Below are 24,822 nucleotides of genomic sequence, written 5' to 3'. Positions count from 1 at the left end.
TAGATATGCCAGCATCAAATTGTGATTAATTATGTCTGTTACGTCTGTTTTGTCTGAGGTTGATTCACCCAATCAAAAAATAACAATTCCTCCGTTACTAGGTGCTTCTGTGACAGAGTTAACTGCTTGGGTGCAACAGCACGGACAACCAGGTTATCGAGGTAAGCAGCTGCATGATTGGATTTATAATAAGGGAGTGCGATCGCTTGCTGATATCTCTGTTTTTCCTAAACAATGGCGTGCAGAAGTTGCAAAAATTGCGATTGGGCGTTCTACTATACATTACCGCTCAGTTGCTCCTGATGGTACTGTCAAGTATCTTTTAAAACTGTCAGATGGATTTATTATTGAAGCTGTCGGTATTCCTACAGAAAAGCGTCTGACGGTTTGCGTTTCTACACAAGTCGGTTGTCCGATGGCGTGTGATTTCTGCGCTACTGGTAAAGGTGGTTACAAGCGTAATTTGGCACGTCATGAAATTGTTGATCAAGTACTGACAGTCCAAGAAGATTTTCAGCAACGGGTGAGCCATATTGTATTTATGGGTATGGGCGAACCCTTACTCAATACAGATAATGTCCTAGCTGCGATCCAATCTCTAAATCAAGATGTGGGGATTGGACAGCGTAACATGACTGTTTCTACTGTAGGAATACGCGATCGCATTCGTCAGTTTGCTCAACATAAATTACAAGTTACCCTTGCGGTGAGTTTACATGCATCTAATCAAGCACTGCGGGAAAAACTTATTCCCAGCGCCCGTCCCTACAAAATAGAACATTTACTCACCGAATGTCGGGAATATGTTGAAATCACAGGTCGGCGAGTATCTTTTGAGTATATTCTCCTGGCTGGTGTTAACGATTTGCCAGAACACGCCATTGAACTAGCAAAAAGACTGCGGGGATTTCAAAGTCATGTTAACTTAATTCCTTACAATCCCATTTCCGAAGTTGACTACAAACGCCCCAACCGTGACCAAGTTCAAGCTTTTGTCAAACTCCTCAAACAGTATCACATTGCCGTCAGCGTACGCTACTCTCGTGGTTTAGAAGCAGATGCTGCTTGTGGACAATTACGGGCGAACCAGCAGTAGATTTGTGATTTTCAGGACTTACGCAAAAATTGCCAAAAAGGTTCATTTATCTAACCGCCAAGACGCCAAGAAGCCAAGAATTCGTAGAGTGTGCGTAAGTCCTAATTTTTTAACTTGCACCTAGCCCAAAATTAAAATTTGCCCTTAAAGCTAAAGTCGGTTTTTAGCCAACTGCGGTTTTAAGCCATTTTAATGGGTTTAAGCTTTAAGCTGAAAATTTATTTTATGGCTTAACTTAATTATCGCCGTGCATAAATTCCAGGGGCATAAGCTTCGATTACTTTCCCTGTAAGCGTGCAACAAACCATTAAGTAATCACAGTTTTGGCATTGCGTCCGAGTTAATTGTCTATCCGAAATATAATATCTTTCACCTTCACTACCACAGTTCGGACAGTGAATTTTTTGTACTGTCTGCATTTGATAACCTCTGGCCATCATGATAATTTGGTTGTTTGTAAAATCTGTGAATATATCAACGTCACTAAATTTTTAGTTTTACATTTTGAACAAAAATCATTTTTTTATTTTCTTGCTTAATATCAAGCTAATCTATAAAAGATTAATAGTCGATATATTTTTTATTATCTTAATATTTATAGTCTATCACCATCCTACTTGAGATATAAAATTTATTTTTTATTTGCATGACTCTTATAAAAATACTGATCCCTGAATATAATGCTTTGATAATTATAGCTTTACAGCCGTTTTCATTCTTGTTTCTCAGTGAAAATTTGGATGTTTTGCCAAAAAATAAAACCTTTGAGAAGCAATGTACCCTCAGGCTGATTATTACTTGTCAACCCTAGTGTTAAATGATAGTAGTCGTGATATCTCAGATATGTGAAGTTTATTTAGACTTTTATACTGGAACAAAAAATAGCCTATAGATTATAGATTCACCATGAAATGCTTTGACAAACAGTAGCGTGAGTCACAAATAGATAAAAAATTAACACTTTTATTATTTCCAGTAACAAAGTGTTAATTTTGAGGTGATCTCAATTTTTTGTTGCTATGGGAGTTATGATTAAACTCTTGTGAGAAAATTTAAGGAAATATTTCGATTAATAGATGAATACCATTAGCAGCATTTGCTAATCTAATAATTAGTAATGGGTAATGGGTAATGGGTAATGGATAATGGGTTTTCCCAGTTATCAATTACCCATAATTTCTTATTATTTTATGTGTCCACTTCAAGAAGGATGAAAATAATCATAAATTTCTTGAGCCAAGCGTGGACCAATCCCAGAAACTTCAGCCAGTTGTGCAGGTGTAGCCTGTCGAATATAATCAACAGAACGAAAATGTCCTAAAAGTTGCTTTTGGCGATGATGTCCTAAACCAGGAATTTCATCTAAACGCGATCGCTTCAATTTATCACTACGTTGTTGACGATGAAAACTCACTGCAAAACGATGCGCTTCGTCTCGTAAGCGTCGCAATAGTTGAACTCCTGACTGTTCTGCGTCGGTAAAAAGTGGTTCAGATTCTCCCGGTAGAAAGATTTCTTCTCGCTTTTTCGCCAAACTAATCACGCGCAAGTCTTCCAATAAATTCATTTCTTGTAAGACTGCGACAACCGACGATAGTTGACCTTTACCACCATCGATCATAACTAAATCCGGCCAGTCTGGATTCCCCAGGCGTTGTAGTTGTGGATCTTCAGCATACTTGCGAAAGCGGCGCCCGATCACTTCGGCTAAACTTGCAAAATCATCTGAGTGTCCGACTGTAACTGTGGGATTTTTAATTTTGTAATGACGATAGTACTGTTTTGCAGGTAAACCGTCAATAAATACAACTTGAGAAGCTACTGCGTTAGAACCTTGGATATGAGAAATATCATAACCTTCGATGCGGTGGGGTAATTCGGGTAAGTCGAGGATAGCAGCTAAATCTTCCATTGCTTGTTGATTGCGATCGCTCAATTTTTGCATTCTTTGCAATTCGTACTGAGCATTTCGCTCTACCATCTCAATTAATTCTGCCTTCGTTTGGCGTTGGGGAGCTACAATCGTGACTTTTCTACCCTTGCGCTGTGTTAGCACATCTGCCAAAATATCGGGTTCTGGCAATTCGTGTTGCACTAAAATTTCTGTGGGAATTTCCACCGCTTCGGCAGTTTGGTAGTGTTCTTCCAAAACACGTTGTAAAATTGCTCCCATGAACCCTCCCTCGTTTCCCCCCGCTTGTGCGGGAGACGAAAGGGGGGGTACTTCTGCAACAAACGCCAAACGTCCGACTAATTTTCCAGCCCGAATTTGGAATAATTGAATGCAAGCGTGTTGAGCGTCGGCTGCTAGTGCGATCGCATCGCGGGAAACTGTATCATCTGGTAAGGATACTTTTTGATCGGCAGTCAGAGACCTTAAACCGTTAATTTGATCGCGAAATCTCGCCGCAGCTTCAAAATTCAACAATTCTGCTTGCTTGTGCATTTGTTCTGTGAGGATATCGATCAGTTCACTGCTTCTTCCTTGGAACACCATCGCCACTTTTTGCACAATTTTTCGGTATTCTTCAGGAGAAATCAAGGACTGACACACACCCGGACAGCGTCCTAAATCAAAATTTAAGCAAGGACGATCCTTAAATAATGGTTGGGGACGTTGACGTAGAGGAAATATTCGTTTACATAGGCGCAAAATCTCCCGCAGTGTGTGAGAATCTGTATAAGGCCCATAATATTTATCTTTTTGGTTACTCAGCAGACGTTTGCGGGTGATATAAATCCGTGGGTAGTCTTCTGACCAAGTAATGCAAAGGTAAGGATACTTCTTATCATCTTTGAGTAGTACGTTGAAGTATGGTAGGTGTTGCTTGATCAGATTTGCTTCTAGTGCCAAGGCTTCAGCTTCAGTATCAGTGACAATAAATTCAATTTCTGTCACTTGCCTTACCATTGTGGCAATACGTTCAGTCAGTTTCTGTGATTCCCGAAAATATGAACGAACACGCGATCGCAGCTTTCGTGATTTACCTATATATATAATGCGATCGCTACCGTCTCGCATCAAATAAACTCCCGGTTCTGGCGGAATTTCGGCTAGACGACTTTCTAGGCGTTGCGGATCTTTAAGTAGCGGTAGTGTTTGAGCAGATGTTGTCACAACCAGAGCTTGGTAACTTTACATTTTACCTATATCTATTTTAAGTAATCTCACTGTTTTTAGCTGTGATTCTCATGCTTTCCTGCTCATAGAAGTTCGATTTTCAATTTCGGTGACTTAGTTCTAATCTTGAAGAGTTTCTAGCCGAGCGCAAAAAATTATCAAGAACAAATTTAAATAAAATTCTATAGACATTGGTAAGCCAATTCTTCTTCGATTGCCATAATTAATTCAGTTAATTTTATCGGTTTGACGAAGTAGCGCCGCGCTCCTAATTTCATAGCTTTTTCCTGATCTGCTTTAAAAGCAAATGCTGAAACTACAAATATAGGTATCGATTTTAAATCTGCTCTTTTTTGTTTTTCCTCTAACAGTTCATAACCATCAATATCTGGTAGTTTAAGATCTAATAAGATTAAGTCCGGTTTAAAATATTCTATTGTCTCGAAAAAATTATAACCTTCTGAAAAACTTTTGACTTCATATCTACAATAATTAAGATAGTCACTTAGTAGCATTCTGTTAATGTCATTGTCTTCTATAAGTAATATTCTTTTTTTTAGTCTATAGGATGGGAACTTTTGTTTAAAAGTAAGTAATTGAGATGCCATTTTTATCTAGTGATGGTAGATGAAAAGTAGATAAAATTTACCGTAGTTACAAAGTTTTTTATATTGAAGTACAATATGTGCTTAAAAATTTACTAATTAAAAATAAGTTACAGATACTCAACAAATTATCTTTTGGTGCATAGCTATTTGATGGTTACTAAAATATTAACTCAAAACATAAATTTAAGTTTGAATTAAAAAAAATTAATAATTTTTTTAGAAGTATGTTGTAAAATATCGTTTCTTTTAAAATTCATCATCATCACAGGAATAAGCCATGAGAATGAGAATAGTTAAGATTATCAGCGTCTAAAAATTTGAGAACTAAATGTTTTTACACTCTATTACTAAGCAGATTCAACTAGCATACTCTATAAAATTACAAATGGCAGTAGAGGTTGAAGAAGATAAGAATCTAATCGGCTAAAGCTTTCTGTGAGTCAGGTTAGCAACAAAAAAAGGAGCTAACTAATTCTGTTGTCTGTCTGTATTATTAGAGCAGCAGCTTTGACTATGATTGTGCTTTTTTTAGCTTCTGTTGTGTGACGAAAACACCAGCGATATCTAACAGACCAAGTATGACTGAGGGCTGAACTGCCCCATCCTATGCCAATTATGGCCATAAACTGAAACATTTTTAGTCTTGTCGGTGTTGGTATAATCACCTATCCAGCCGATATAAGATTGAGAAGTTTTCTGAGGTGAGATGATAAATGATCATATTTTGTTTAATAAAAATATTAAGTAACACAAATAACTGATACATTTTGTGATGCGAGCCACACTATATATTAAAGATGTAAAGGAGTTTGAAAGCGATCGCAATGCATATAGACGAACTTCTCAGACGTTATCAGTCGGGAGAAAGAAATTTCAAAGGTGCAAACCTGATTGGTGGTTACTTGTATGGTGTAAATCTGAGTGGAGCAAACCTCCAAGGAGCATCTTTGAGTGAAGTTGATTTGAGTGAAGCAAACCTCACAGGAGTAAACCTCAGAGAAGCATCTCTAGTCAGAGCAAACCTCACAGGAGCCAACCTGACACAAGCCAATCTCAATGGAGCAAATCTGTTTGAAGCCAAGCTCACAGGAGCTACCTTGCAGGAAGCACATCTGAAAATGGCAGACTTGATAGATGCAGACTTTACTGCTGCCAATCTAGAAAAAGCTAATTTGTATGGTGCATATTTAACTGGAACTTTGTTGCAGGGTGCAATCATGCCAGATGGCACAATTTATCAGTGACTCATCCTCTAACAGGATTTTGGATTGGTTCCACTGATGGAATCTTGGGGCATGGAATTAATTATCTAATTACCACCACAAATGTGTCAATTCGTTAATAGCTCTCATCCCCCTGCACTTCGTTCCCTATGCAGGGTGGTTTTATACGACAGAATAAAAATCAGCAATCCCTACCAACTTCTTAAAATCTTTGCGTCCTACCCTTACGGGTATACACCGAGTGGCTACTTGCAGAAGTCGCTAAGGCGTCTATGTGTCCTACTCTATCTTGAACCGCTGACGCATCTACGTGGTAGCCTGCGGCAAGTCGCTAGAGCGCCTACGTTAACATAAATATTAGTGGGTGGGGAGGGACTAATTAATTTTTCTTTATCTGTATGAAACCACCCTGCTGTACTTCGTTCCCTATGGGGTCTTCCCGCCTGGATGATAAAATGGTACAGGTGTCCCATTCCATGGTTTTAATATTCTAAAAGTTTCAATAATCAACAAATATATATTGGACATCTGAAAAATATCTGCGTAGGATACTCCCATAAGAGATAGGTAAAGGGAAAGGAAAATTTTTATACCTTTCCCGATTTCTGCTATCTAATAATTCAGGAGTCCTAAGGAAATATCAAAATGTCAGAAAATTTGAGAAGCAAAGTTGTCACCCAAGGAGTACAGCGATCGCCTAACCGTGCTATGCTGCGGGCTGTGGGTTTTCAAGATCAGGATTTTACGAAAGCCATTGTTGGCATTGCAAATGGATATAGTACCATTACCCCTTGCAATATGGGGATTAACAAACTGGCGCAAAGGGCAGAAATTGGTATTAAGAATGCCGCAGCAATGCCACAAATGTTTGGCACAATTACCATTAGCGATGGTATCTCCATGGGAACCGAGGGGATGAAATACTCCTTGGTATCGCGAGAAGTAATTGCTGATTCGATCGAAACTGCCTGTAATGGGCAAACAATGGATGGAGTGCTGGCGATTGGCGGTTGTGATAAAAATATGCCAGGAGCAATGATCGCGATCGCTCGCATGAATATTCCTGCGATTTTCGTTTATGGCGGTACAATTAAACCTGGACACTACAACGGACGCGACTTAACCGTCGTCAGTTCTTTTGAGGCGGTAGGTGAATATAGCGCTGGGAAAATAAGCGAAGATGAGCTTTTAGCAGTTGAACGCAGTGCTTGTCCTGGTGCTGGTTCCTGCGGGGGAATGTACACAGCTAACACCATGTCCTCTGCCTTTGAAGCAATGGGGATGAGTTTGCCGTACTCTTCCACAATGGCAGCTGAAGACGAAGAAAAAGCCGACAGTACGGAAAAATCGGCATTTGTCCTAGTAGAAGCGATTCGTAAGCAAATTTTACCCCGTCAGGTGATCACTCGTAAATCAATTGAGAATGCGATTTCTGTGATTATGGCAGTAGGTGGTTCTACAAATGCCGTGCTGCATTTTTTGGCGATCGCTCGTGCTGCTGGCGTTGAACTTTGTCTTGATGATTTTGAAACTATCCGCGCTCGTGTTCCGGTTTTGTGTGATTTGAAACCCAGCGGTAGATATGTAGCTACGGATTTACACAAAGCTGGTGGTATTCCCCAGGTCATGAAAATGCTACTTGTGCATGATTTACTCCACGGTGATTGCTTAACAATTAGTGGTCAAACTATTGCAGAAGTCTTAGCAGAAGTACCAAATGAACCTTCACCAAACCAAGATGTGATTCGTCCTTGGGATAAACCTATGTATAATCAAGGACACTTATCTGTTCTGAAAGGTAATTTAGCTACAGAAGGAGCAGTAGCAAAAATTACTGGTGTCAAAGTTCCGAAAATTACTGGTCCAGCACGAGTTTTTGAATCTGAAGAATCTTGCTTAGATGCTATTCTCGCCAAAAAAATCAATGCTGGGGATGTGATTGTGATTCGCTACGAAGGCCCCAAAGGCGGCCCTGGAATGCGGGAAATGCTTGCTCCCACCTCAGCAATTATCGGGGCTGGTTTGGGCGATTCTGTCGGATTAATTACTGATGGTAGATTCTCTGGTGGTACTTACGGGATGGTAGTCGGACACGTTGCACCAGAAGCAGCTGTAGGTGGTGCGATCGCACTGGTAGAAGAAGGCGATAGTATTACTATTGATGCTCATGCCCGTTCATTACAACTGCACCTATCTGATGAAGAATTAGCTCGTCGTCGTGAAAATTGGCAACCTCGTCCACCCCGTTATACTCAGGGTGTACTCGCCAAGTATGCCAAGTTAGTATCTTCTAGCAGTCTTGGTGCGGTGACAGATTTGGATTTGTTTTAGAATAAATTAGAGATAAACACGGATGCACACAGATAAGCATCTGTGTTTATTTTAGAAATGATCATGATTCCAACTCCGCATCCTCAAGATGGCTTGAAGGTAAGCTTTCAAAAATTATTGAGTTAAGCTGGTGCTATCTCGGATAAGAAATACCATTAATCTGACGATCACCTGTATACAGCCCAGAAAATTGAGAAGATGATGAATAATTATACTGCGATAATTGACTGGGCTGCTGCAAACTAGAAACATTACTAGAGTTGCTGGAATTAACAATGCTTTGACTTGATGTTTGCGTATAGTATGGCGTTACATTAGAGGATGTTATAGGTGTAATAGATGTTACCGCAGATGTAGATGTTTGGATAATGGGTGTAGAAGGGTTTGGATATTGGTTGGGAATGTTAGCACCAGAGAGAGCGAAATTTTGACTAGGGTAGTTTGTAGTGTGATTGACGGGAGCGATCGCATTACTATTTAGAATCGTCGTTGATGCTAAATTTTCATTGGGTAACAATAATGAATTTGTCTGATTTGAAGTTGCACGATTTCCCAAGAACAAACTTTGATAGGTTGATTGATTGAGAGCAATTTGTAAGGGACTAACTACAGCATTATTTGGTTTATAGTTGATAGAATTGGCTAATCCCATCTGCACGTTAGTAGAAGTTTGTGTTGTATCTGTTTGAATAGACGACGCCGTTAAACTGTTTAGTCCTAAAGACTGAGTATTATTCTGAGAAGTTTTGAATTGCAATAAATTTTCTGTTTGTGATACAAATGGATTTTCTAGCTTTGACGTAGATGCAGAATTTACTTGCTTCAACCCAGAGTTTAAGTTAGCATCGGTGGCTGTTGTCTTTTGTTTGCTTAAGCTTTCTAAAATAGTATTGTTATTGTCTAGCTTAGTATTTTGCTCTACATTAGTTGGTGTGAAAGGTAGGGTTCCATGAGCAAAGTCATAAAATAGAACTGGTAAGTTATCAATATCGGCTGCAATGGCTTTATCTTCTTCCGAAAGAGAAGAATTTACAGCTTTTTTTGCTTTAGGTTGTTCAACTTGCTTAAATATAAACAAATCTGGCTGTTTCCAGTATTCTTTAACCGCCAATCCCACCACGGCTAAAAAAATTGCTGTTCCCCAAAAACTCGGTCGAGCCAAATTCCATAAACTGGCTTTGAGATAGCGTAAGTAGGTGATAGGGTAGCGACGACCTGACATGATAAATCTGATGAAATTAAGGAAAAAAAAGTAGGAATATCATCTTAGACTCTCAATAGTTATTTAGTCATTATTGAAAGACAACTCTTAGTATTAAATTTACATTTAATTGCATCAGATGAGTTTTTCTTCCTTTCCCTTCTTCTGTCAGTTTTGATATCATCTCAAAATTAAATCTGCTCTAACTTAGTGCTTGTGGCTGGGCAAAAGTTGGACTCTACTTCAACAGGAGCAGAAAGCATGAAAGCAGAAGATATCATGACCAAAGAGGTTGTTAGTATCCGCAGTTCAGCAACAGTTGCTGAAGCAGTAGGTCTGATGAAGGAAAAACGATTGCGAGCTTTGGTTGTGGAGCGCAATCATGAGAATGATGCTTATGGTATTGTTACGGAGACTGATATTGTTTATAAAGTAACGGCCTATGCCAAAGATCCCAAACAAGTACGTATCTACGAAATTATGAGTAAGCCTTGCATTATCGTCAATCCCGAATTGGCTGTAGAATATGTCGCGCGGTTATTTGCCAACACAGGTATCCGCAGAGCGCCTGTAATTAAAGGTAAGCTGTTGGGAATAATTTCTGTCACTGATATTCTCACCAAAAGTGATTTTGTAGAAAAGCCACAATCAGTTTTGTTAGAAGACAAAATTCAACAAGCGATCGCAGATGCTCGTGCGATTTGCTCTCTATACGGTACATTATCTTCAGAATGTGCCGCAGCCTGGGTGACAGTGGAAGAAATTCAAGCAGAAGCAGCCCATCAAAAAGCTGGACACATAGCATTTACTAAAACATCATTTGAGCAATATTGTGCAGCCAACCCAGATGCACCAGAATGCCGGATTTATTATGAAGATTGAATCTTGGGCATGGGGCATTGGGCATTGGGCATTGGAATAAATTCTTCCTTGTCCTCCTTGTCTCCCCACACACCCCACACTTCCCACACTCCCTGCTAAGAGATCCCTTGTCCCCGATCCCCGATCCCCGATCCCCGATCCCCGATCCCCGATCCCCAATCTCATCGCCGTGCTGTCCGTACTAATAAGAATAAACCTAGTCCCAAACCCAAAAAATTGGGTAGCCAAGCTGCGACAAAGGGAGAAAGAAAACCTGTGTCTCCTAATGTACGAGCAACCTGTAATGTTGTGTAGTAAGTAAAGATAACAGCTAGACTAACCCCAAAACTAGCTGCTCGACCTGTACGTTGGGGTATTGTTCCCACAGTAGCACCGACTAGACCACAGACAACACAGGCAAAAGGAAAGGCGATTTTTTGTTGAATTCGGACTCGCAATTGACGAACTTTTTGCTCATTACCACTAATGTTTTCTATTTCTAGTTGTTCTAGTGATTGAGCAATGTTCATCTCTTCAAAGTCACGGCTTCTGTTTGCTACATCTAATGGTGTGCGGGGAAGTTGTAATTGTTGATGTTTGAACCGGGCGATGTTGCGATAAGAGCGATCGGGTGCAACTAAATAGATGGTACCGTTATAAAAATCCCAAACGCTTTGTGAACCATTCCATTCACCAAATTCTGCGACAACAATTTGATTGAGACCTTCTTGAGAACGGTCTATGAGTGTCAAACCTTTCATGCGCTTGCCATCAAATTTGTCAGCATAAAACAGACGTGTCAGTATTCTTTCTTTACTGCCATCTGCTTGTTTCACATTTTGATATTCGGGATAGAAAATATTTTCTTGCTTAAATGTAGGCTTGTCAGATTTGAGAGCTCGATCTAAAGTAACAGTAGCTTCGTAGTTCGCTGCTGGTGCAATTTGTTCACTGACAACAAATGTGATTCCTGCGACTAAAAAACTCATCACTACGGCAGTTAGCACCATGCGATACACACTCACGCCACAACTACGTAGGGCTATCAATTCACTTTCGCCGGACATCCGACTATAGGTCATCAAAGTTGCGAGCAGTGTTGACATCGGAAAAACATAAACAATTACACGTGGCAACTTTAACAAAAAAACCTTTAAGCCTATTTCTAGTGGTAATCCTGCTTGAACTACTTTTCGTAACAATTCATATAAACTATCCGCCGTAAACACAAGGGAAGCAAAAATACCAAAACTAAATAAAAACGGTGGTATCAATTCACTAGCAAGGTAGCGATCCATTATGGAAATGGACAACAGTGAATTGAGTTTTTGGAAAGATTTAGATCTAGCCATGAGTCATTGGTTATTAGTCATTTGTCATTTGTCATTTGTCGTTTGTCATTGGTCATTAAGAATGGTTCATAACTAGGCTGTTGACTTTGTTGGTTTTTAGTAAAAATGTACTATGACTCTTTGTTTTGGTTAAAAGCCCAGCCAGTACAAGGTTTCAGGCATAGTGGAGACCAACACAAAAACTGCATGAAGCATCCCCCAAAAAAGGCACAGAGTCAACAGCCTAGTTCATAACCACTAACTACTAAGTACTAACCACTAATAACCAACTATTGACTAAACCTGAAAATTATCACCTAAGTAATATTGGCGTACTAAAGAATTATTGTAGAGTTCGTCGGCGTTGCCAGAAGCAAGAATTTGACCTTCGCGCATGATGTAGGCACGATCTGTAATGGCCAAAGTCTCACGAACGTTGTGATCTGTAATTAAGATTCCCATATCCCGCTCCCGCAGCTGTGAAATGAGATATTGAATTTCTGAAACTGCTATTGGGTCAACTCCTGCAAAAGGTTCATCTAAAAGTAAAAATTTTGGTCCTTCCGTACCCGCTGCTAATGCTCTTGCTAATTCTGTCCGCCGTCGTTCGCCTCCAGAAAGTTGAATTCCTTTGTTGTTAACTACTTTTTCTAAACGAAACTCTTGTAATAATGTTTCTAATCGCCGTTGCCATTGCCAGCGAGGTACATTTGTTTGCTCCAGAACCAACAGTATGTTATCTCGTACTGACAATTGGCGAAAAACGCTCGCTTCCTGTGCTAGATAACCAATACCCAATCGCGCCCTTTTGTGCATAGGTAATGCAGTGATGTCCTGATGATCCAACCATACAGTTCCTTGGTCTGGTTTTTCTAAACCTGTGGCAATGTAGAATGTCGTGGTTTTACCAGCACCATTTGGACCTAGTAACCCAACTACTTCGCCTTGGGCAACAGAAACGTTGACGCGATTGACAACAACTCGCTTGCCATAAGATTTGCGAATATTTTCTAGGACAATTTTCACGCTCTGTGTGCTTTGTTGCTTGTTAATAATTGATAAGTAGTGTTTGTTAAAACTAACTACATAAATTAACTGTATGGGCGCATGATTTTACGCCCCTACTAACCACTAAATTCTAATTTACTTAGAACGTTGAAGAGGAGGTGTGTTGGGGGCGGGTGTGGTTGCTTGATTTACTTGACTATCGTTGACTATGTAGATAGATTCTACTTGACGACCTGTTTTTGGTTGGGCAACAAATCGCCCTTCATCAATCAGGTATGTTACTGTCTCACCTCGAATACTGTTGCCGCCCTGTTGCAAAACGTAAACATTACCACTTAGAACTATGCGACGTTCTTTGCTAAAATACTGGGCTTGTGCTGCTGTAGCCTGAATTCCTCTGGCTTCATACACCATTTGTACGTTACCGCGAGCAGTTGCTACTTGTGTTTTGGCGTCGTATTCTTGTACATCAGAGTTGATAGTCAGGGGGCGATTTCCTCCTGCTGTTTGGGCGGTGGCTGTTTGTAGTTGACTGGGAAATGCGATCGCACCAAAAAGTGCAGCTGGCAGCATGAAGGCTAATCCAAAGCGGCGCATTGGCAATAGAAGTAATTGATACCAAGAGATCATAGCAATTTAGGATTTGAGATTTCAGCTTGTATTCCAATTATCTCTACTACTAGAGTATGTCAGGATCACTACTAGCTGTAATATATTGACGTTCGCCACAAACTCAAGGTTTCGTCACTTTAGCCTTTTCCACCTCCAGCTTTGATTAGGGGTCAAGTTTATTCGTTGAACTCTCCTGGCTTTGAAAAAACCAGGATTGCGAACTGATATTGCTACGTGAGCTAAAGCTGCACTACGCAATATTTGTTCTGCCCCAAAGGGGCTTAACTGGTTCAACTAGATCCGCAAGGAGTCCCACACCATAATCTTTCAGATGGTTCCACTAATAGCTGAATACAAAAAACATTAAGGTCGTTGTGTACAACTTTGGCTTTACCTTCTTTTAGCCAACGCCTAGCCCGACTAGGTTTGGTTGGCATGAGTGGTGTGCCGTTCTTGTCTAATACTGGTACTCGTTGCATGGAGATAATCCTCACGAGAAAAAGTAATAAGTCCCTTAGCCCAATTTGTTCAGCATGTCCTTTCTACAAGCGCCTACAACCAGTAGGCTTGGAAATAATCCGAACTAGGGAAACATTCGGAAGTCCGTAGCAAAACAAGTCTCATGGGCTAGTCATCTCTTGCGTTGAAATCTGGTTCTTTCAAGCCTACACGTCAGTGTAGGTAGTTGACCCGACTTTCAGCGGGTTTTGGCTATGAGCCAGCTATTTATTTGAGGGCGACATCTTGGGCTAATCAAATCCATCAAACCTAAGTTAATCTTCAGTCCCTAGTACTATCTTGGGTAAAGGCAATGCTGACTCATCACCCAATTTCATTGTGGCTAGTTTCTCTGGTTCTGTATGTTGTAATGTTCTCAATAACGCAGCGCTATGTTCTAATAACTCATCTACATCTATGCCACCATAAACTGATGGATAACGTCGCAGGCGGTTGCTACCTTCTCCTAACAAAATCGCCGCACCTCGCCAATTACTATTACCCAAATGATACAGGGCTACAGCTATTTGTAAAATTCCCTGATAAAAAGTTTTTTCTGGCTCTGTTGCTTCCATCCACAAAGCCTCTAAAGTATCATGACAGGCATAGAATTCCCCAGCATTAAATTGTTCTATGCCTTGCCAAAATTGCTGGGGCTGGTCATTAGTCATCCGCTAACAGGATTTTGGATGCGTGGATTTGGGATTGATTCCCAGGATTTATCCGCTTTCTTGTACCTTGCTTGGAATTATCGCTCATCAGTTGTCACTTTTTTAGTGGTAAATGTAGCTTGCGGCAAGTCGGGATGTATCTGTTTCTGTTGTATCTGTCATAGTGATTTGGTTAGCCCATACCGTCGCGTACTTGTTTGATTGTTTCCAAAGAGATTTCTTGCTTGTCGCCAGCAAACTCATTATCTGGGGTAAGAAACAGCATACAGTGGCACTCTTTACGTTCTCGCATTGGTACACAAGGACAGTTCCAAAAAGTAGCGCTGACCTCGGCTTGTTTGTCTTCGTAGTGGCGACAGGGACATAGGGGTGCTCCAAGTTCATCTTTATGTTTAGCAAGTCCTTCAATTACCACTGCGGTTACAGAAGGTTCAGAACAGAAGTAAGTTCCAGTGCGCTTGGCGTATTGTTCAGAAAAATGGCGCATTGCTTCTAAGTTTTTATCGCTGGATTTTGTGTTTACTTCTGGGGAGATCATAGGAACGAACACTCATAATTTACACATTTCTTTGCATTGTACCGCAGCCTTGGTAAGCTATAGCTGGGGATAATCCCTCCTTTTTTTGGCTATCCTCACCCAAGGCGTGTTTGCCAGATACATGGTTTGCTGATTCTGTGGCGATCGCAAGCACTCCACTACCCTTAATTTCACCCCAGGATTAAAATTCTCTTGTTCTAAATATAAAGCCCTGTAGAGCAATTACAAAATTTTTTACGCTTACTAGTTGGCAAATTACGAATTTAATGCTCAAATAGATCGAGTAACAATTTAATACTGTATAATCAACAAAAGCAAATCCCAAACTTACTTGGGGGTGTGGCGGAATGGTAGACGCTACGGACTTAAGTAATTGAGCCTTAAAGAAGAAACTCTTTAAGTGAATGCTCTCAAATTCAGGGAAACCTAAATCTGGCAACAGACAAGGCAATCCTGAGCCAAGCCAAATCAGTCATTTGTCATTTGTCATTGGTCAATTGTTGAATAACAAAAGACAAGTGATAAATAACAAAGAACTTATTCGGAAGGTGCAGAGACCCGACGGGAGCTACCCTAACGTTAAGTCGAGGGTAAAGGGAGAGTCCAATTCTCAAAGCCACAAGTAGCTAGTCTACTAGGCAGTAGTGAAAACTGCGGGAGAATGAAAATCCGTTGACCGTAAAAGGTCGTGAGGGTTCAAGTCCCTCCACCCCCACTAACAAACTAGAATTGAGCCAGTCTTTATATAAAGGCTGGCTTTTAGCGTAGGAAGTGTCAAATAAGCGCGTCTATTTTCAAGACATTAGACCTCTTGCAAAAATATTTTTACTCCACCCTAACCCTCCCCCTAATACCATTTCACGTTAATCACGATACACATAAATTTTGTCCCAGACGCGATATATCGCGTCTCTACACCATTTGTATTTGTATCAGGGTTTTAGTGAAATGGTATAAACGGGGAAGAAACAAAATCTTCCCCTTATTCACGAGGGGATTGAGGGGAGTTCATTCGACTTTTGCAAGAGGTCTATTCTACTTGCCCACAAAATTTTCAAACATCTTCTTAGCTCGATTTTATCCATGTTTACGAAACCTAAAACCATTGTGGAAAGGTAGTTTTAGCTTTTGGAATTTATTGAGAATCAGTGACATGGAAAAAGTATTTGCCAACAAGCTAGGGTTTTTGCCGAATAAAGAAAGCTGAGTTCTTAATTTTGGATAAAGTCGAGCTTAGAGAAGTCGATAATTTTACTTTCAGTGAATTTATAAATTTTCTATAAAGGAAAAATTTTAAATATTAAAGAGTAGATTTATACTCTTGTCTCAAAGAGTGAAGCATATCAGAATATAAATAAGGTATTCTTTTGTTTTGAGAACTATAAATGACTACTCATAGTTTACGAGATATTCATACTAATTCATCTATTTTTAAAGTTCATGTTCAACACTCAGATATAGAAGATGTACAGGAAATTATTTACAGCTTTTTTGTAGAAATAGTCAAAAAGTCTGACCCAGAAGATATTTTAATAGAATTTAAGAGTTTATTTATAGACTGTCTATGTTTGCCAAATTTAGATTCTATGCCAGGAATATATGAAGTTCTAATTAAAAATGAACAATATTTACATAATACTTTTAAACGTTGCTGTTATATTCTAGTCAATAACTGGGAAATTAATAGAAAATACAAATATATCCAAGCATTAGTTGAGCTAATCGCCACTTATAAATCAAGTTCAATTTATCAAAAATATAAACTCATAAATACTTCCCAAACCTGGTTAGATAACTTTATTAATAGTCAAGACTTTCAAGAGCTTAAGTTATTTGCATATAAAAATGAAAATAGAGTCGATGGTCATTGGGTAAATCGCTATACTTCCTATCTTTTAGCTGCCCAAGCTATTGATGAGAATAATCCAGCAGAACAAAAACAAGCAGCAATCAAAGCTTATAAACAACTAAAAGATAAGTTTAAATTTGAACTCGCAATGTATATTGCTCGTTCTCAGTCTCACACTTCTAGTAGAACACGTTATAAAAATCCTAGTGTTTTAGGAGATGAGGTCTTACGTTTAATCAAAGCAATTCTTGTTAAAAAGGGTGTATTTAGCTATAGCAATATTGCGAATATTTTTATCCAGCAAACTCAAGATCAATCTTTTAAAAATTTTCAAGCAAGTCTGGTAAAATATCTGATTTTCTCTGTACAGCAACCGACATTTGTAGACACATTGCAGCAACAGCTATCAGGAAAACTTGCTGTTTGGAAACCAGAATATGATGATATCATTATCAATAAGGCTTTATTGCTGAGAACATGTAATCGTGTAATTGATCTTTTAACAACAGAAAATGGTGCTTTACCTTCACCTCTATTTGTTTTATTACTCTCTCATGGCCATCCTCTGACGCTGGTAATTGTACTATTGAAAATAATTCTGATTAGCAAATACTCTCATAGTCATTTAGAATCTCGGATCGCTAATTTAATTCGCTATTACGAACAGTATTCAGAAGCAGAATGCCAAAGCTTTATCAACTTTGTCGAAATTTTTAATATTACATTTGCAATTTATGCTGAGAATGTCGAATATAATTTGATAAAGATAGAAGACAATGAGAATTTTTATGAAGTCGAATTTTACCCAAATGCTTATCATGTATTTTCTCAATTAAAAGGTTAATGGTTGGTTATTTCCGATGCCCAATGCCCGATAATTTATTTAAACAGGTATTCGTCAAGCCAAGCCAAGCTAGCACCTGTGATTTCTGCAAGAATGCTGACCACACGATAGAGAGCTATTGCACTGATGACTATTGCAGCAGGAAAATAGTTTTGTAGAAGGGCGATCGCAGTTGCTTCAAACACACCTAATCCACCAGGCGCACCCGGAACAACAAGCCCAAGCAACCAAGCAAAACTAAAAGCTGTGAACAATAAGGGAATTTGACTTAAATTTAAAGAACTTAAAGCATAAAAAGTTAAAATAAATCCGGTACCGCGCAATCCCAAAAATCCGATTTCTCCTAATAAAGGTAATAAAGGGTAGTTTTGCATAGTAAAACTAGCATCTGAAGTATTTGTGGGATCAGACTTCTTTACCTTCAAGCGATGCATCAAGCGAATTAATAGATTTAAAAACCGGGGATGAAGCACACAAAGCACTATAACTAAACCTAGTATTTGCCCTATATGTACAGTTAAATTAGTATTTGTTTGAACAAATAAACTGGTTGATAAGACAACAATTAAAGCTGCTGCGGCCATAAGTAAAGGTTCTAGTAATACACTAAGAGTGGCTACAGCAGTAGAAACATTGGCGTTTTTTGCCGCCATAATTCGCCCATAATAATGCAAAACATTACCCGGCAAATATTTAGCAAGGTTGGTTTGCAGATAAACTTGGATAAACTGCACAGATGATACAGGTTGATTTAAATTTTTGAGAATCCAAGTCCAAACCCAGCCAGCCCAAGTATGTCCTAATAAAGTTACACCAGTTGCGATCGCTATTATTGCCCATCCTACTGCATCAATGCGAATAGCAGTAATTCCTTGCCAGTTATCTTTTAAAGCTTTCGCTAAAAAGAACAGCGTTCCACCCAAAATTAACCAGCGTAAAAATTTTTTAATCATTGCAGAGATTTAACTGTTCGGCTAGCCTTTGATTAAACACCTCAAATCATACAGTAGAGGCAGAGTCTTTGGGTAACAATTATTGAAACTGGTGCAAATAATTAAACTTAATATCTTATCTCTTTGTTGATTAAAGTTTTCATGACTGATGATTTCTTCTACTTATATCCATCTTAAGTTAGATAAAATTAACAATAAATTAATAACAAAAATGTGACCTACGCTAGAGGAAAAACCTCGTTTTAAATCCGTATTCTAAGAAGTTGATTGTTGTATTAAACAAAAATCAACTCCAGCAATATAGCTAACTGAGTTTCATGATTACTCAGACAATGTGATTATATTTGTTTGGTGTTGGAAGGAGGAATTAGTGAACACTTTAATTGCATTTGTAAAAAAACTACGTCTGCGGCAAGTTTTAACTGTATTTTTGGCAGGATTATTGTTTCTAACAGGTAGTATTTATACTAGTGGGTATGCTCAAGCAGCACAACTGAAATCACAAGTATTTTTGGCTGATGCAGGTCAACAATCTGAATTGCTTTATCCTGGTGCGGAAACCCCAGTAGGTAGAGCCTATAAAGAGGGAGAATTACCAATTAAATCTGAAAAAGATTTCCGTCCAAATGCTGGTAATTTGATTCAGAACGAACCAAGTGTAACTCAAAGAGCAAAGGACAGAATTGAAACTGTTAAAGAAGCAGTAGAAGAAGCTTCAGGCTTTTTGAAAGATAAAGGAAATGAAGCTACCAAAAGACCAGAACTGCAACCTAATCCAGCAGTTAATAAATAAAGGTTAATTACAAATTCTCAATAATCACGATTTTAGATTGAGAATTGCTGAGTTTTTCGTTAACTTAAACATGATCAGGAGTTCAGAATGAATCAAGTAATTTCTTGGGTAAAAAAAGTTAGGTTACATCAAATTTTCACACTTTTTGTAGTAGGTGTTTTAGTATTCTTCACTCAGGCTTGTTCCCCTTCTACAGCTGCTCAACCAACACAATCTCCCAAAGGTAATGCTGAAGTATATGTTCCCAAGGGTGATAATGTCATCAACCCTTACGAAGGTGGAATGAATAACTTTAGCGATAGAGATCCAAGAGCAAAAACTGATGCAAAAGCTAGAGGTGAATACTTAAAAGAAAACGCTGCTCAAAATCAAGCTGAAAAATCTACCAATAATCCCCTCGAAGCCATCCGTCGTGTAGGTTCAGACGCAGGAAACTTGGGTAAAAATATTCAGCAAAAAGCTGGAGATGTAGGAAACAAAACTCAAAATACTGCTGAAGATTTTGCCAGAGGAGCCAAGCAAGGACTTGAAAATATCAAGGACAACACTCAGGATGCTGGTGATTATGCCAAAGACGTAACTAAGCACACAGTTAGAGACACCCTCAGAGACTAGATTGCTTAGTTGAAGTAAATTAAAATTTATCTCACTATTCTTAGAGTGAGATGACATCAAAAAAGCCTGCGTAGGCAGGCTTTTTTAGTAAACTACCAAACTCTATAAACTTTGCAGCGAAGAATATGTGGCAAAAGAATAGATAATTGGTTCAAAAGCTAAGACACAACCGAAGACATAAATTTTAAATGCCAATTTTGTAGCGCTAATCTTTGAATTTCGCGCAAAGGAATATTGTATTTCCGGGCTAATTCTGCACAATCTTCGTATTCTGGCTGGACGTTATTGATAACTCTATTATTTGTGTTTCCTGTCCATGCAACTTTGACACGCACTAGACCATATTTTGTTTCTACTTGTTGAAATTCTCGCTGCAAAATAGCGCGTTGTTGCTCATAACGACGAATACCTAAAGTTGTGGTTTCACGAAATAAAACTGTTTCACAATTTAGTAGATTTTCTGGTAGACAAATTACTGTCAGCAAGATCCCTGGACGAGACTTTTTCATCCCTATAGATTGAGTAAAAACATCCACTGCACCTGCTGCAAATAAAGCCTCAAACAAATAACCGATCGCTTGAGGATTTAAATCATCTATTTGGGTTTCTAATACTGATATAATTTCTAAAGTTGGACTAGTATTGGCAACAGATGAGCGATCGCTCATTCCAACATCTGTAGCTTCCCCTAGCCATAGGCGTAATATATTAGGAATTGACAAGTTAAGATTACCTGCTCCTAGTCCGACTTGTTGAATCTTCATCGCAGGTGGCGCACCAAATTCTTTCGCAAGTGTCGTGGCGATCGCCGCACCTGTGGGTGTCACCAGTTCCCGTTCAATCCCGTTGCTGTAAACCAGACAACCCCGCATTTCCCATAACTTTAACACTGCTGGTACTGGTACTGCCATTTCTCCATGAGCAGCACGCACCGTTCCCCCGCCAGTCGGAAATGCTGAACAGTAAAGCAGGGGTAATCCTGTTTCGTCACTCTCAACGCCTAACCAATCTAATCCCAAGCAAGTACCAACAATATCTACAATCGCATCAACTGCACCGACTTCGTGAAAGTGAACTTTTTGAGGAGCAATACCATGCACTGCACCTTCTGCAACTGCTAACTGTCGAAATACTGCTAAACTCCAAGCTTCTACCCTTGCAGGTAAGCTAGCGTTGATAATGATTTGTTCTATTTCTGGTAAATGGCGATGATCATGGTGATCATCATGGTCGGATAATAAATCAACATGAACTTTCGTCGCTTGCTGACCATGGCGCTGGACAAGTTCAGCCCATAATTTATATTCCTGTACAATACCTAAATGATTAAGTTTGTCTATTAAGTATTCTAAGGGAACACCCAGACTTACCAATGCTCCCAGACACATATCACCGGAAATTCCCGATGGACATTGAAGATAAGCAAGTTTAGTCATATGTATTTTGTTAGTAGTTAGTAGTTAGTAGTTAGTTGTTTGTTCATCTTTTACCACTATCCACTAACCACTAACCACTATCCATTACCCAATCTATGGCAAAAATTTTCTCAGTTCATCCTGATAATCCCCAGATCCGCCGAATAGAGGAGATAAAGACGGCACTGTCTGATGGTGCAGTGATGCTTTATCCTACTGATACAGTTTATGCGATCGGTTGTGATTTAAATGCTAAGTCGGCGGTAGAACGAGTACGGAAAATCAAACAACTAGCAAACGATAAACCATTGACGTTTTTGTCTCCATCACTTTCTAATGTAGCGACTTATGCAAATGTCAGCGACACTGCCTACCGAATTATGAAGCACCTGATTCCGGGACCGTATACATTTTTGCTACCTGCGACAAAATTAGTTCCGCGTTTGGTGCAAAATCCGAAACGGAAGACTACTGGAATTAGAGTGCCAGATCATAAAATGTGCTTGGAACTGCTGTCAGCCTTAGGAAATCCGATAATTTCGACTTCAGCACATTTACCACCAGATGAGACAAATAATGGGACTTTGGGAGTGGAAGAAGAACAAATATTATCGCGAGTAGAATTATTTGACCGTTTGGAAGGATTGGTTGATGTTATTGTAGACACTGGTGAGGAACCAAGCTACGAAGTGTCTACAATTTTGGATTTAACGGGAGAAGAACCAATGATGATCAGGCAAGGTTTAGGTTGGGAAAGAGCCACAGCATGGGTATAGTAAATTAACTTCACTGAGTAGGAATTTAATTTCGGAAATTGTAAATAAACAAACACCACTTTCATGATTGTCATACGGATAAAGCAAAGCGCTCTTAGGAGCATTACAGGGATAAATCTTTGCAAATTAAGGGTTTCAGCTATTTTGGAGTGGTCAATAAAACTCGTGTATTAGCTATTGTTAAGTTGCTTATCAAAAAACCGACACATTGCCTTACCTGGAACTTGCGGATATTTCTTACATTCTTAAATGTAGGCAGCGCTTGCGGTGATTATTAAGCAATGAAAGCTTAATGAATAATTACTGTGGCGTTTGTTGTCATGTCGTTACGGTGCAGTACCACTCCCAAACAAGATCATGAAAGCTAATTCTGCTAATCTACCAACCGTTAAACCAATTTCTCATAGCTACAGCGATGCTTTAATCCAATTTTTATATAAAGAAATACAAGCATACTCGAAAGCAGCACCTGGTTGTATGCAAGCTGTAGCAATGCGTATAGCCAAAGAAGTAGAGCGTATCTGTGATAAAAGCCATCGTATCCAAAAATCAGGGCAGGTCAAGACTTGGTTATTGACTCTAGGACGCCATCGTCTACAAAAATGCTTGCATTATTATAAATTGGGTTCCAAGCAGGGACGGGTCGAATTACATAGCTGCTTAGGTGCGATGGTATATCGCCATATAGGGATTGCTGGAGGTGAGTTAGGATTTCAAGCTCGCTACAATTTAATTGAAGATTTCCTCCAAGCATTTTATATTGAGGCTATCAAAGCTTTCCGCCGGGAAAATCAATTACCCGAAGATTACACCCCCCACACTCTGCTACAACTAGCAGAATACATGGCTTTTACAGAACAATATGCGAAACGTCGCATTAATCTAGCTGGCGGCGCTAATCAGCAGTTGATTATCCTGCGCGCTCAAACTTTTGCTCGCCGTCTACCTCAAGAAACAAATGTAGATTTTGAAATGGCTACAGAAGCTGCGAGGACTGAAGATGCAGAATCCTATCAGCGCAATTCCGCAGTGCAACAATTGCGATCGCAAATGATTTCTCAACCAAGTATTGATCTAGCTGAAGATAGTGAACGCGATCGCGTCATTTCAGAATTGACCAAATATTTTGAATCTCAAGGTCAACACGATTGTATAGATTATCTCACATTAAAACTTCAAGATTTATCAGCACCAGAAATTGACCAAATTCTTGGTTTAACTAGTCGCCAGCGAGATTATCTCCAACAACGTTTTAAATACCATGTGGAAAAGTTTGCTCGTACCCATCATTGGCAATTAGTCCATCAATGGTTGGGTGTTGGTTTAGAACAAAAGCTAGGCTTGTCTTCTCAACAGTGGGAACGCTTTTTGAATGAACTTTCTGAACAACAACGGCAGATATTGCAACTCAAAGCTGCGAAACACACAGATCAAGCGATCGCAAAAACTCTCAAATGCACTCCCAAACAACTGCAAAAGCGCTGGACTCAGTTGTTAGAACAAGCATGGGCTATCCGCAATGCAAATACAGAAGTTCAGACTGGCTGAAGCCTTGATTAGTTTTATTTCTTATTAGTTAATATTGACTAATTTCTCTAAATATCTTGGTTGTAGATGCCTATTCTAAATAAATTGCTTATATATTTCCTATTTTTCCCCCATGTATGGGGGAACAATTTTATCAAAAACAAATAATGTTGAATAACAAGATCCCCGACTTCTTGGGAAAATCCCAATTTTTTCAAAATACCGCAAAGCAAAGGGTTTAATACCAATTCTATGTGAGGCTGCATAGAATAGTAGAATAGAGAGTGCCAAAGATTCAAGACCAGAAGTAAACAATGGCACGCGGTTTCAATCTAGAAATATCAGAGAGTGCTGAGTATTTGTCCAAAAGTCTCAGCAAGGCTCGGACATCTGTGGAAAAAGAACGATTGCTTCTTCTGTGGTGGATCAAAACAGGACAAGTGMCACAGCATCAACAATTGAGCCAGAGACTAGGTAGAGATGGCTCAACAGTAACACGATGGTTACAAAAGTATCGGCAAGGGGGGCTAGGGAAATTATTAGAGGTGAAAACATCACCTGGGGCAACTCCCAAGATCACACCAGAAATGCGATCGCGGCTGGAGGAGAAACTGAAATGTCCTGAGGGGTTCGGCAGCTATGGGGAAATCGTAGAGTGGTTAAAGCAGGAATTTCATGTAGAAGTCAAATATAAGACAGTCTATCGTCTGGTACGCTATCAACTCCAGGCGAAACTGAAAATACCTCGGCCTGTGAGTAAACAACAGGATGAACAGGCTGTGAGCCTGTTTAAAAAAACATTCCCCACGCCTTTGTCACCTTGCAAAAGCTTTTAGGTCAAGGAAAGCGACTGCGTTATCTGTGTCAGGATGAGACCAGGCTAGGGTTGAAAACGGAAACTGGGCGAGTGATCACTGCTCGTGGTACCAAACCCATAGCTAGCGTACAGTG

Annotated in this window: 22 protein-coding genes; 10 read left to right on the top strand and 12 right to left on the bottom strand. The window is 39.4% G+C overall.

Annotated elements, in window-relative coordinates; translation table 11 throughout:
• The first annotated feature begins 31 nt into the window (after nt 1–31).
• Entirely contained in the window at nt 32–1,096 is a 1,065-nt protein-coding gene (rlmN, locus tag B4U84_RS01975) for a dual-specificity RNA methyltransferase RlmN (protein ID WP_131115242.1), read from the top strand.
• Nucleotides 1,097–1,335: 239 nt separating this feature from the next.
• Here the strand turns inward: rlmN and B4U84_RS01970 are convergent, their stop codons facing one another.
• The 3 genes from B4U84_RS01970 to B4U84_RS01960 all read right to left on the bottom strand — a co-directional run bounded on the left by B4U84_RS01970 (nt 1,336) and on the right by B4U84_RS01960 (nt 4,825).
• Nucleotides 1,336–1,515: a replication restart DNA helicase PriA gene (locus B4U84_RS01970; RefSeq protein ID WP_071524848.1), complete on the bottom strand. Its 180-nt coding sequence runs from the start codon at nt 1,513–1,515 to the stop codon at nt 1,336–1,338.
• 782 nt (nt 1,516–2,297) lie between these two features.
• Nucleotides 2,298–4,214 carry an excinuclease ABC subunit UvrC gene (uvrC, locus tag B4U84_RS01965; RefSeq protein WP_131115240.1) on the bottom strand — a complete coding sequence of 639 codons (1,917 nt, stop codon included), beginning with the start codon at nt 4,212–4,214 and terminating at the stop codon, nt 2,298–2,300.
• Between the two features lie 185 nt (nt 4,215–4,399).
• Nucleotides 4,400–4,825: a response regulator gene (locus B4U84_RS01960; RefSeq protein ID WP_131115238.1), complete on the bottom strand. Its 426-nt coding sequence runs from the start codon at nt 4,823–4,825 to the stop codon at nt 4,400–4,402.
• 824 nt (nt 4,826–5,649) lie between these two features.
• Here B4U84_RS01960 and B4U84_RS01955 point away from each other — a divergent pair.
• Entirely contained in the window at nt 5,650–6,069 is a 420-nt protein-coding gene (locus tag B4U84_RS01955; protein WP_017312279.1) for a pentapeptide repeat-containing protein, read from the top strand.
• 624 nt (nt 6,070–6,693) lie between these two features.
• The gene (gene ilvD / locus B4U84_RS01950; RefSeq protein WP_017312280.1) at nt 6,694–8,379 is read left to right on the top strand and encodes a dihydroxy-acid dehydratase; all 1,686 of its coding nucleotides are present in this window, start codon (nt 6,694–6,696) and stop codon (nt 8,377–8,379) included.
• Nucleotides 8,380–8,512: 133 nt separating this feature from the next.
• Here the strand turns inward: ilvD and B4U84_RS01945 are convergent, their stop codons facing one another.
• Nucleotides 8,513–9,601, bottom strand: a complete 1,089-nt coding sequence (locus tag B4U84_RS01945) for a hypothetical protein (RefSeq protein ID WP_017312281.1) — start codon at nt 9,599–9,601, stop codon at nt 8,513–8,515.
• A gap of 240 nt (nt 9,602–9,841) precedes the next feature.
• Here B4U84_RS01945 and B4U84_RS01940 point away from each other — a divergent pair, with 240 nt between their 5' ends.
• Complete coding sequence (locus tag B4U84_RS01940; RefSeq protein ID WP_026082061.1) at nt 9,842–10,462, top strand: CP12 domain-containing protein; 621 nt, start codon at nt 9,842–9,844, stop codon at nt 10,460–10,462.
• Between the two features lie 161 nt (nt 10,463–10,623).
• On the opposite strand, the gene B4U84_RS01935 is transcribed toward B4U84_RS01940, so the two are convergent.
• The 6 genes from B4U84_RS01935 to B4U84_RS01910 form a co-directional block, all read right to left on the bottom strand.
• On the bottom strand, nt 10,624–11,739 hold the full coding sequence (locus B4U84_RS01935; RefSeq protein ID WP_017312283.1) for an LptF/LptG family permease: 1,116 nt from the start codon (nt 11,737–11,739) through the stop codon (nt 10,624–10,626).
• Between the two features lie 330 nt (nt 11,740–12,069).
• Nucleotides 12,070–12,798, bottom strand: a complete 729-nt coding sequence (gene lptB / locus B4U84_RS01930; protein ID WP_044452903.1) for an LPS export ABC transporter ATP-binding protein — start codon at nt 12,796–12,798, stop codon at nt 12,070–12,072.
• Between the two features lie 117 nt (nt 12,799–12,915).
• Entirely contained in the window at nt 12,916–13,410 is a 495-nt protein-coding gene (locus tag B4U84_RS01925; protein WP_017312285.1) for an LptA/OstA family protein, read from the bottom strand.
• A 272-nt stretch (nt 13,411–13,682) separates the two neighbouring features.
• Nucleotides 13,683–13,871, bottom strand: coding sequence for an RRXRR domain-containing protein (locus B4U84_RS01920; RefSeq protein ID WP_207390890.1), 189 nt, complete (start codon nt 13,869–13,871; stop codon nt 13,683–13,685).
• Between the two features lie 294 nt (nt 13,872–14,165).
• The gene (locus B4U84_RS01915) at nt 14,166–14,561 is read right to left on the bottom strand and encodes a DUF309 domain-containing protein (protein WP_017312286.1); all 396 of its coding nucleotides are present in this window, start codon (nt 14,559–14,561) and stop codon (nt 14,166–14,168) included.
• A 172-nt stretch (nt 14,562–14,733) separates the two neighbouring features.
• Nucleotides 14,734–15,099, bottom strand: a complete 366-nt coding sequence (locus tag B4U84_RS01910) for a ferredoxin thioredoxin reductase catalytic beta subunit (protein ID WP_017312287.1) — start codon at nt 15,097–15,099, stop codon at nt 14,734–14,736.
• 1,385 nt (nt 15,100–16,484) lie between these two features.
• Between B4U84_RS01910 and B4U84_RS01905 the strand changes: the two genes are divergently transcribed.
• Nucleotides 16,485–17,792, top strand: a complete 1,308-nt coding sequence (locus B4U84_RS01905) for a Sll1247 family protein (RefSeq protein WP_131115236.1) — start codon at nt 16,485–16,487, stop codon at nt 17,790–17,792.
• Nucleotides 17,793–17,827: 35 nt separating this feature from the next.
• On the opposite strand, the gene B4U84_RS01900 is transcribed toward B4U84_RS01905, so the two are convergent.
• Nucleotides 17,828–18,745 carry a lysylphosphatidylglycerol synthase transmembrane domain-containing protein gene (locus B4U84_RS01900; protein ID WP_017312289.1) on the bottom strand — a complete coding sequence of 306 codons (918 nt, stop codon included), beginning with the start codon at nt 18,743–18,745 and terminating at the stop codon, nt 17,828–17,830.
• A gap of 370 nt (nt 18,746–19,115) precedes the next feature.
• Here B4U84_RS01900 and B4U84_RS01895 point away from each other — a divergent pair, with 370 nt between their 5' ends.
• Both B4U84_RS01895 and B4U84_RS01890 read left to right on the top strand, forming a co-directional pair.
• Nucleotides 19,116–19,538, top strand: a complete 423-nt coding sequence (locus B4U84_RS01895; RefSeq protein WP_017312290.1) for a DUF6658 family protein — start codon at nt 19,116–19,118, stop codon at nt 19,536–19,538.
• Between the two features lie 87 nt (nt 19,539–19,625).
• A complete protein-coding gene (locus tag B4U84_RS01890; protein ID WP_044452907.1) occupies nt 19,626–20,153 on the top strand; it encodes a DUF6658 family protein in 528 nt (175 codons plus the stop codon).
• 158 nt (nt 20,154–20,311) lie between these two features.
• Here the strand turns inward: B4U84_RS01890 and larC are convergent, their stop codons facing one another.
• The gene (larC, locus tag B4U84_RS01885) at nt 20,312–21,589 is read right to left on the bottom strand and encodes a nickel pincer cofactor biosynthesis protein LarC (RefSeq protein WP_131115234.1); all 1,278 of its coding nucleotides are present in this window, start codon (nt 21,587–21,589) and stop codon (nt 20,312–20,314) included.
• Between the two features lie 95 nt (nt 21,590–21,684).
• Here larC and B4U84_RS01880 point away from each other — a divergent pair, with 95 nt between their 5' ends.
• The 3 genes from B4U84_RS01880 to B4U84_RS01870 all read left to right on the top strand — a co-directional run bounded on the left by B4U84_RS01880 (nt 21,685) and on the right by B4U84_RS01870 (nt 24,707).
• A complete protein-coding gene (locus B4U84_RS01880; RefSeq protein WP_017312293.1) occupies nt 21,685–22,344 on the top strand; it encodes an L-threonylcarbamoyladenylate synthase in 660 nt (219 codons plus the stop codon).
• Nucleotides 22,345–22,701: 357 nt separating this feature from the next.
• Complete coding sequence (locus tag B4U84_RS01875) at nt 22,702–23,892, top strand: HetZ-related protein (protein WP_044452908.1); 1,191 nt, start codon at nt 22,702–22,704, stop codon at nt 23,890–23,892.
• A gap of 293 nt (nt 23,893–24,185) precedes the next feature.
• Nucleotides 24,186–24,707 carry a helix-turn-helix domain-containing protein gene (locus B4U84_RS01870; protein ID WP_131115232.1) on the top strand — a complete coding sequence of 174 codons (522 nt, stop codon included), beginning with the start codon at nt 24,186–24,188 and terminating at the stop codon, nt 24,705–24,707.
• Nucleotides 24,708–24,822 lie beyond the last annotated feature (115 nt).

Source organism: Westiellopsis prolifica IICB1 (assembly GCF_004323185.1).
Classification (GTDB): Bacteria; Cyanobacteriota; Cyanobacteriia; order Cyanobacteriales; family Nostocaceae; genus Pelatocladus; species Pelatocladus prolificus_A.
The sequence above is the reverse complement of the archived record's forward strand: the minus strand, read 5'-3'. Positions and strand labels throughout refer to the sequence as shown.

Coding starts and splice junctions, on each gene's coding strand:
- rlmN (WP_131115242.1), top strand. CDS start 32: ATGTCTGTTACGTCTGTTTTGTCTGAGGTTGATTCACCCAATCAAAAA.
- B4U84_RS01970 (WP_071524848.1), bottom strand. CDS start 1,515: ATGCAGACAGTACAAAAAATTCACTGTCCGAACTGTGGTAGTGAAGGT.
- B4U84_RS01960 (WP_131115238.1), bottom strand. CDS start 4,825: ATGGCATCTCAATTACTTACTTTTAAACAAAAGTTCCCATCCTATAGA.
- B4U84_RS01955 (WP_017312279.1), top strand. CDS start 5,650: ATGCATATAGACGAACTTCTCAGACGTTATCAGTCGGGAGAAAGAAAT.
- ilvD (WP_017312280.1), top strand. CDS start 6,694: ATGTCAGAAAATTTGAGAAGCAAAGTTGTCACCCAAGGAGTACAGCGA.
- B4U84_RS01945 (WP_017312281.1), bottom strand. CDS start 9,601: ATGTCAGGTCGTCGCTACCCTATCACCTACTTACGCTATCTCAAAGCC.
- B4U84_RS01940 (WP_026082061.1), top strand. CDS start 9,842: ATGAAAGCAGAAGATATCATGACCAAAGAGGTTGTTAGTATCCGCAGT.
- B4U84_RS01935 (WP_017312283.1), bottom strand. CDS start 11,739: ATGGATCGCTACCTTGCTAGTGAATTGATACCACCGTTTTTATTTAGT.
- B4U84_RS01925 (WP_017312285.1), bottom strand. CDS start 13,410: ATGATCTCTTGGTATCAATTACTTCTATTGCCAATGCGCCGCTTTGGA.
- B4U84_RS01920 (WP_207390890.1), bottom strand. CDS start 13,871: ATGCAACGAGTACCAGTATTAGACAAGAACGGCACACCACTCATGCCA.
- B4U84_RS01915 (WP_017312286.1), bottom strand. CDS start 14,561: ATGACTAATGACCAGCCCCAGCAATTTTGGCAAGGCATAGAACAATTT.
- B4U84_RS01910 (WP_017312287.1), bottom strand. CDS start 15,099: ATGATCTCCCCAGAAGTAAACACAAAATCCAGCGATAAAAACTTAGAA.
- B4U84_RS01905 (WP_131115236.1), top strand. CDS start 16,485: ATGACTACTCATAGTTTACGAGATATTCATACTAATTCATCTATTTTT.
- B4U84_RS01900 (WP_017312289.1), bottom strand. CDS start 18,745: ATGATTAAAAAATTTTTACGCTGGTTAATTTTGGGTGGAACGCTGTTC.
- B4U84_RS01890 (WP_044452907.1), top strand. CDS start 19,626: ATGAATCAAGTAATTTCTTGGGTAAAAAAAGTTAGGTTACATCAAATT.
- larC (WP_131115234.1), bottom strand. CDS start 21,589: ATGACTAAACTTGCTTATCTTCAATGTCCATCGGGAATTTCCGGTGAT.
- B4U84_RS01880 (WP_017312293.1), top strand. CDS start 21,685: ATGGCAAAAATTTTCTCAGTTCATCCTGATAATCCCCAGATCCGCCGA.
- B4U84_RS01875 (WP_044452908.1), top strand. CDS start 22,702: ATGAAAGCTAATTCTGCTAATCTACCAACCGTTAAACCAATTTCTCAT.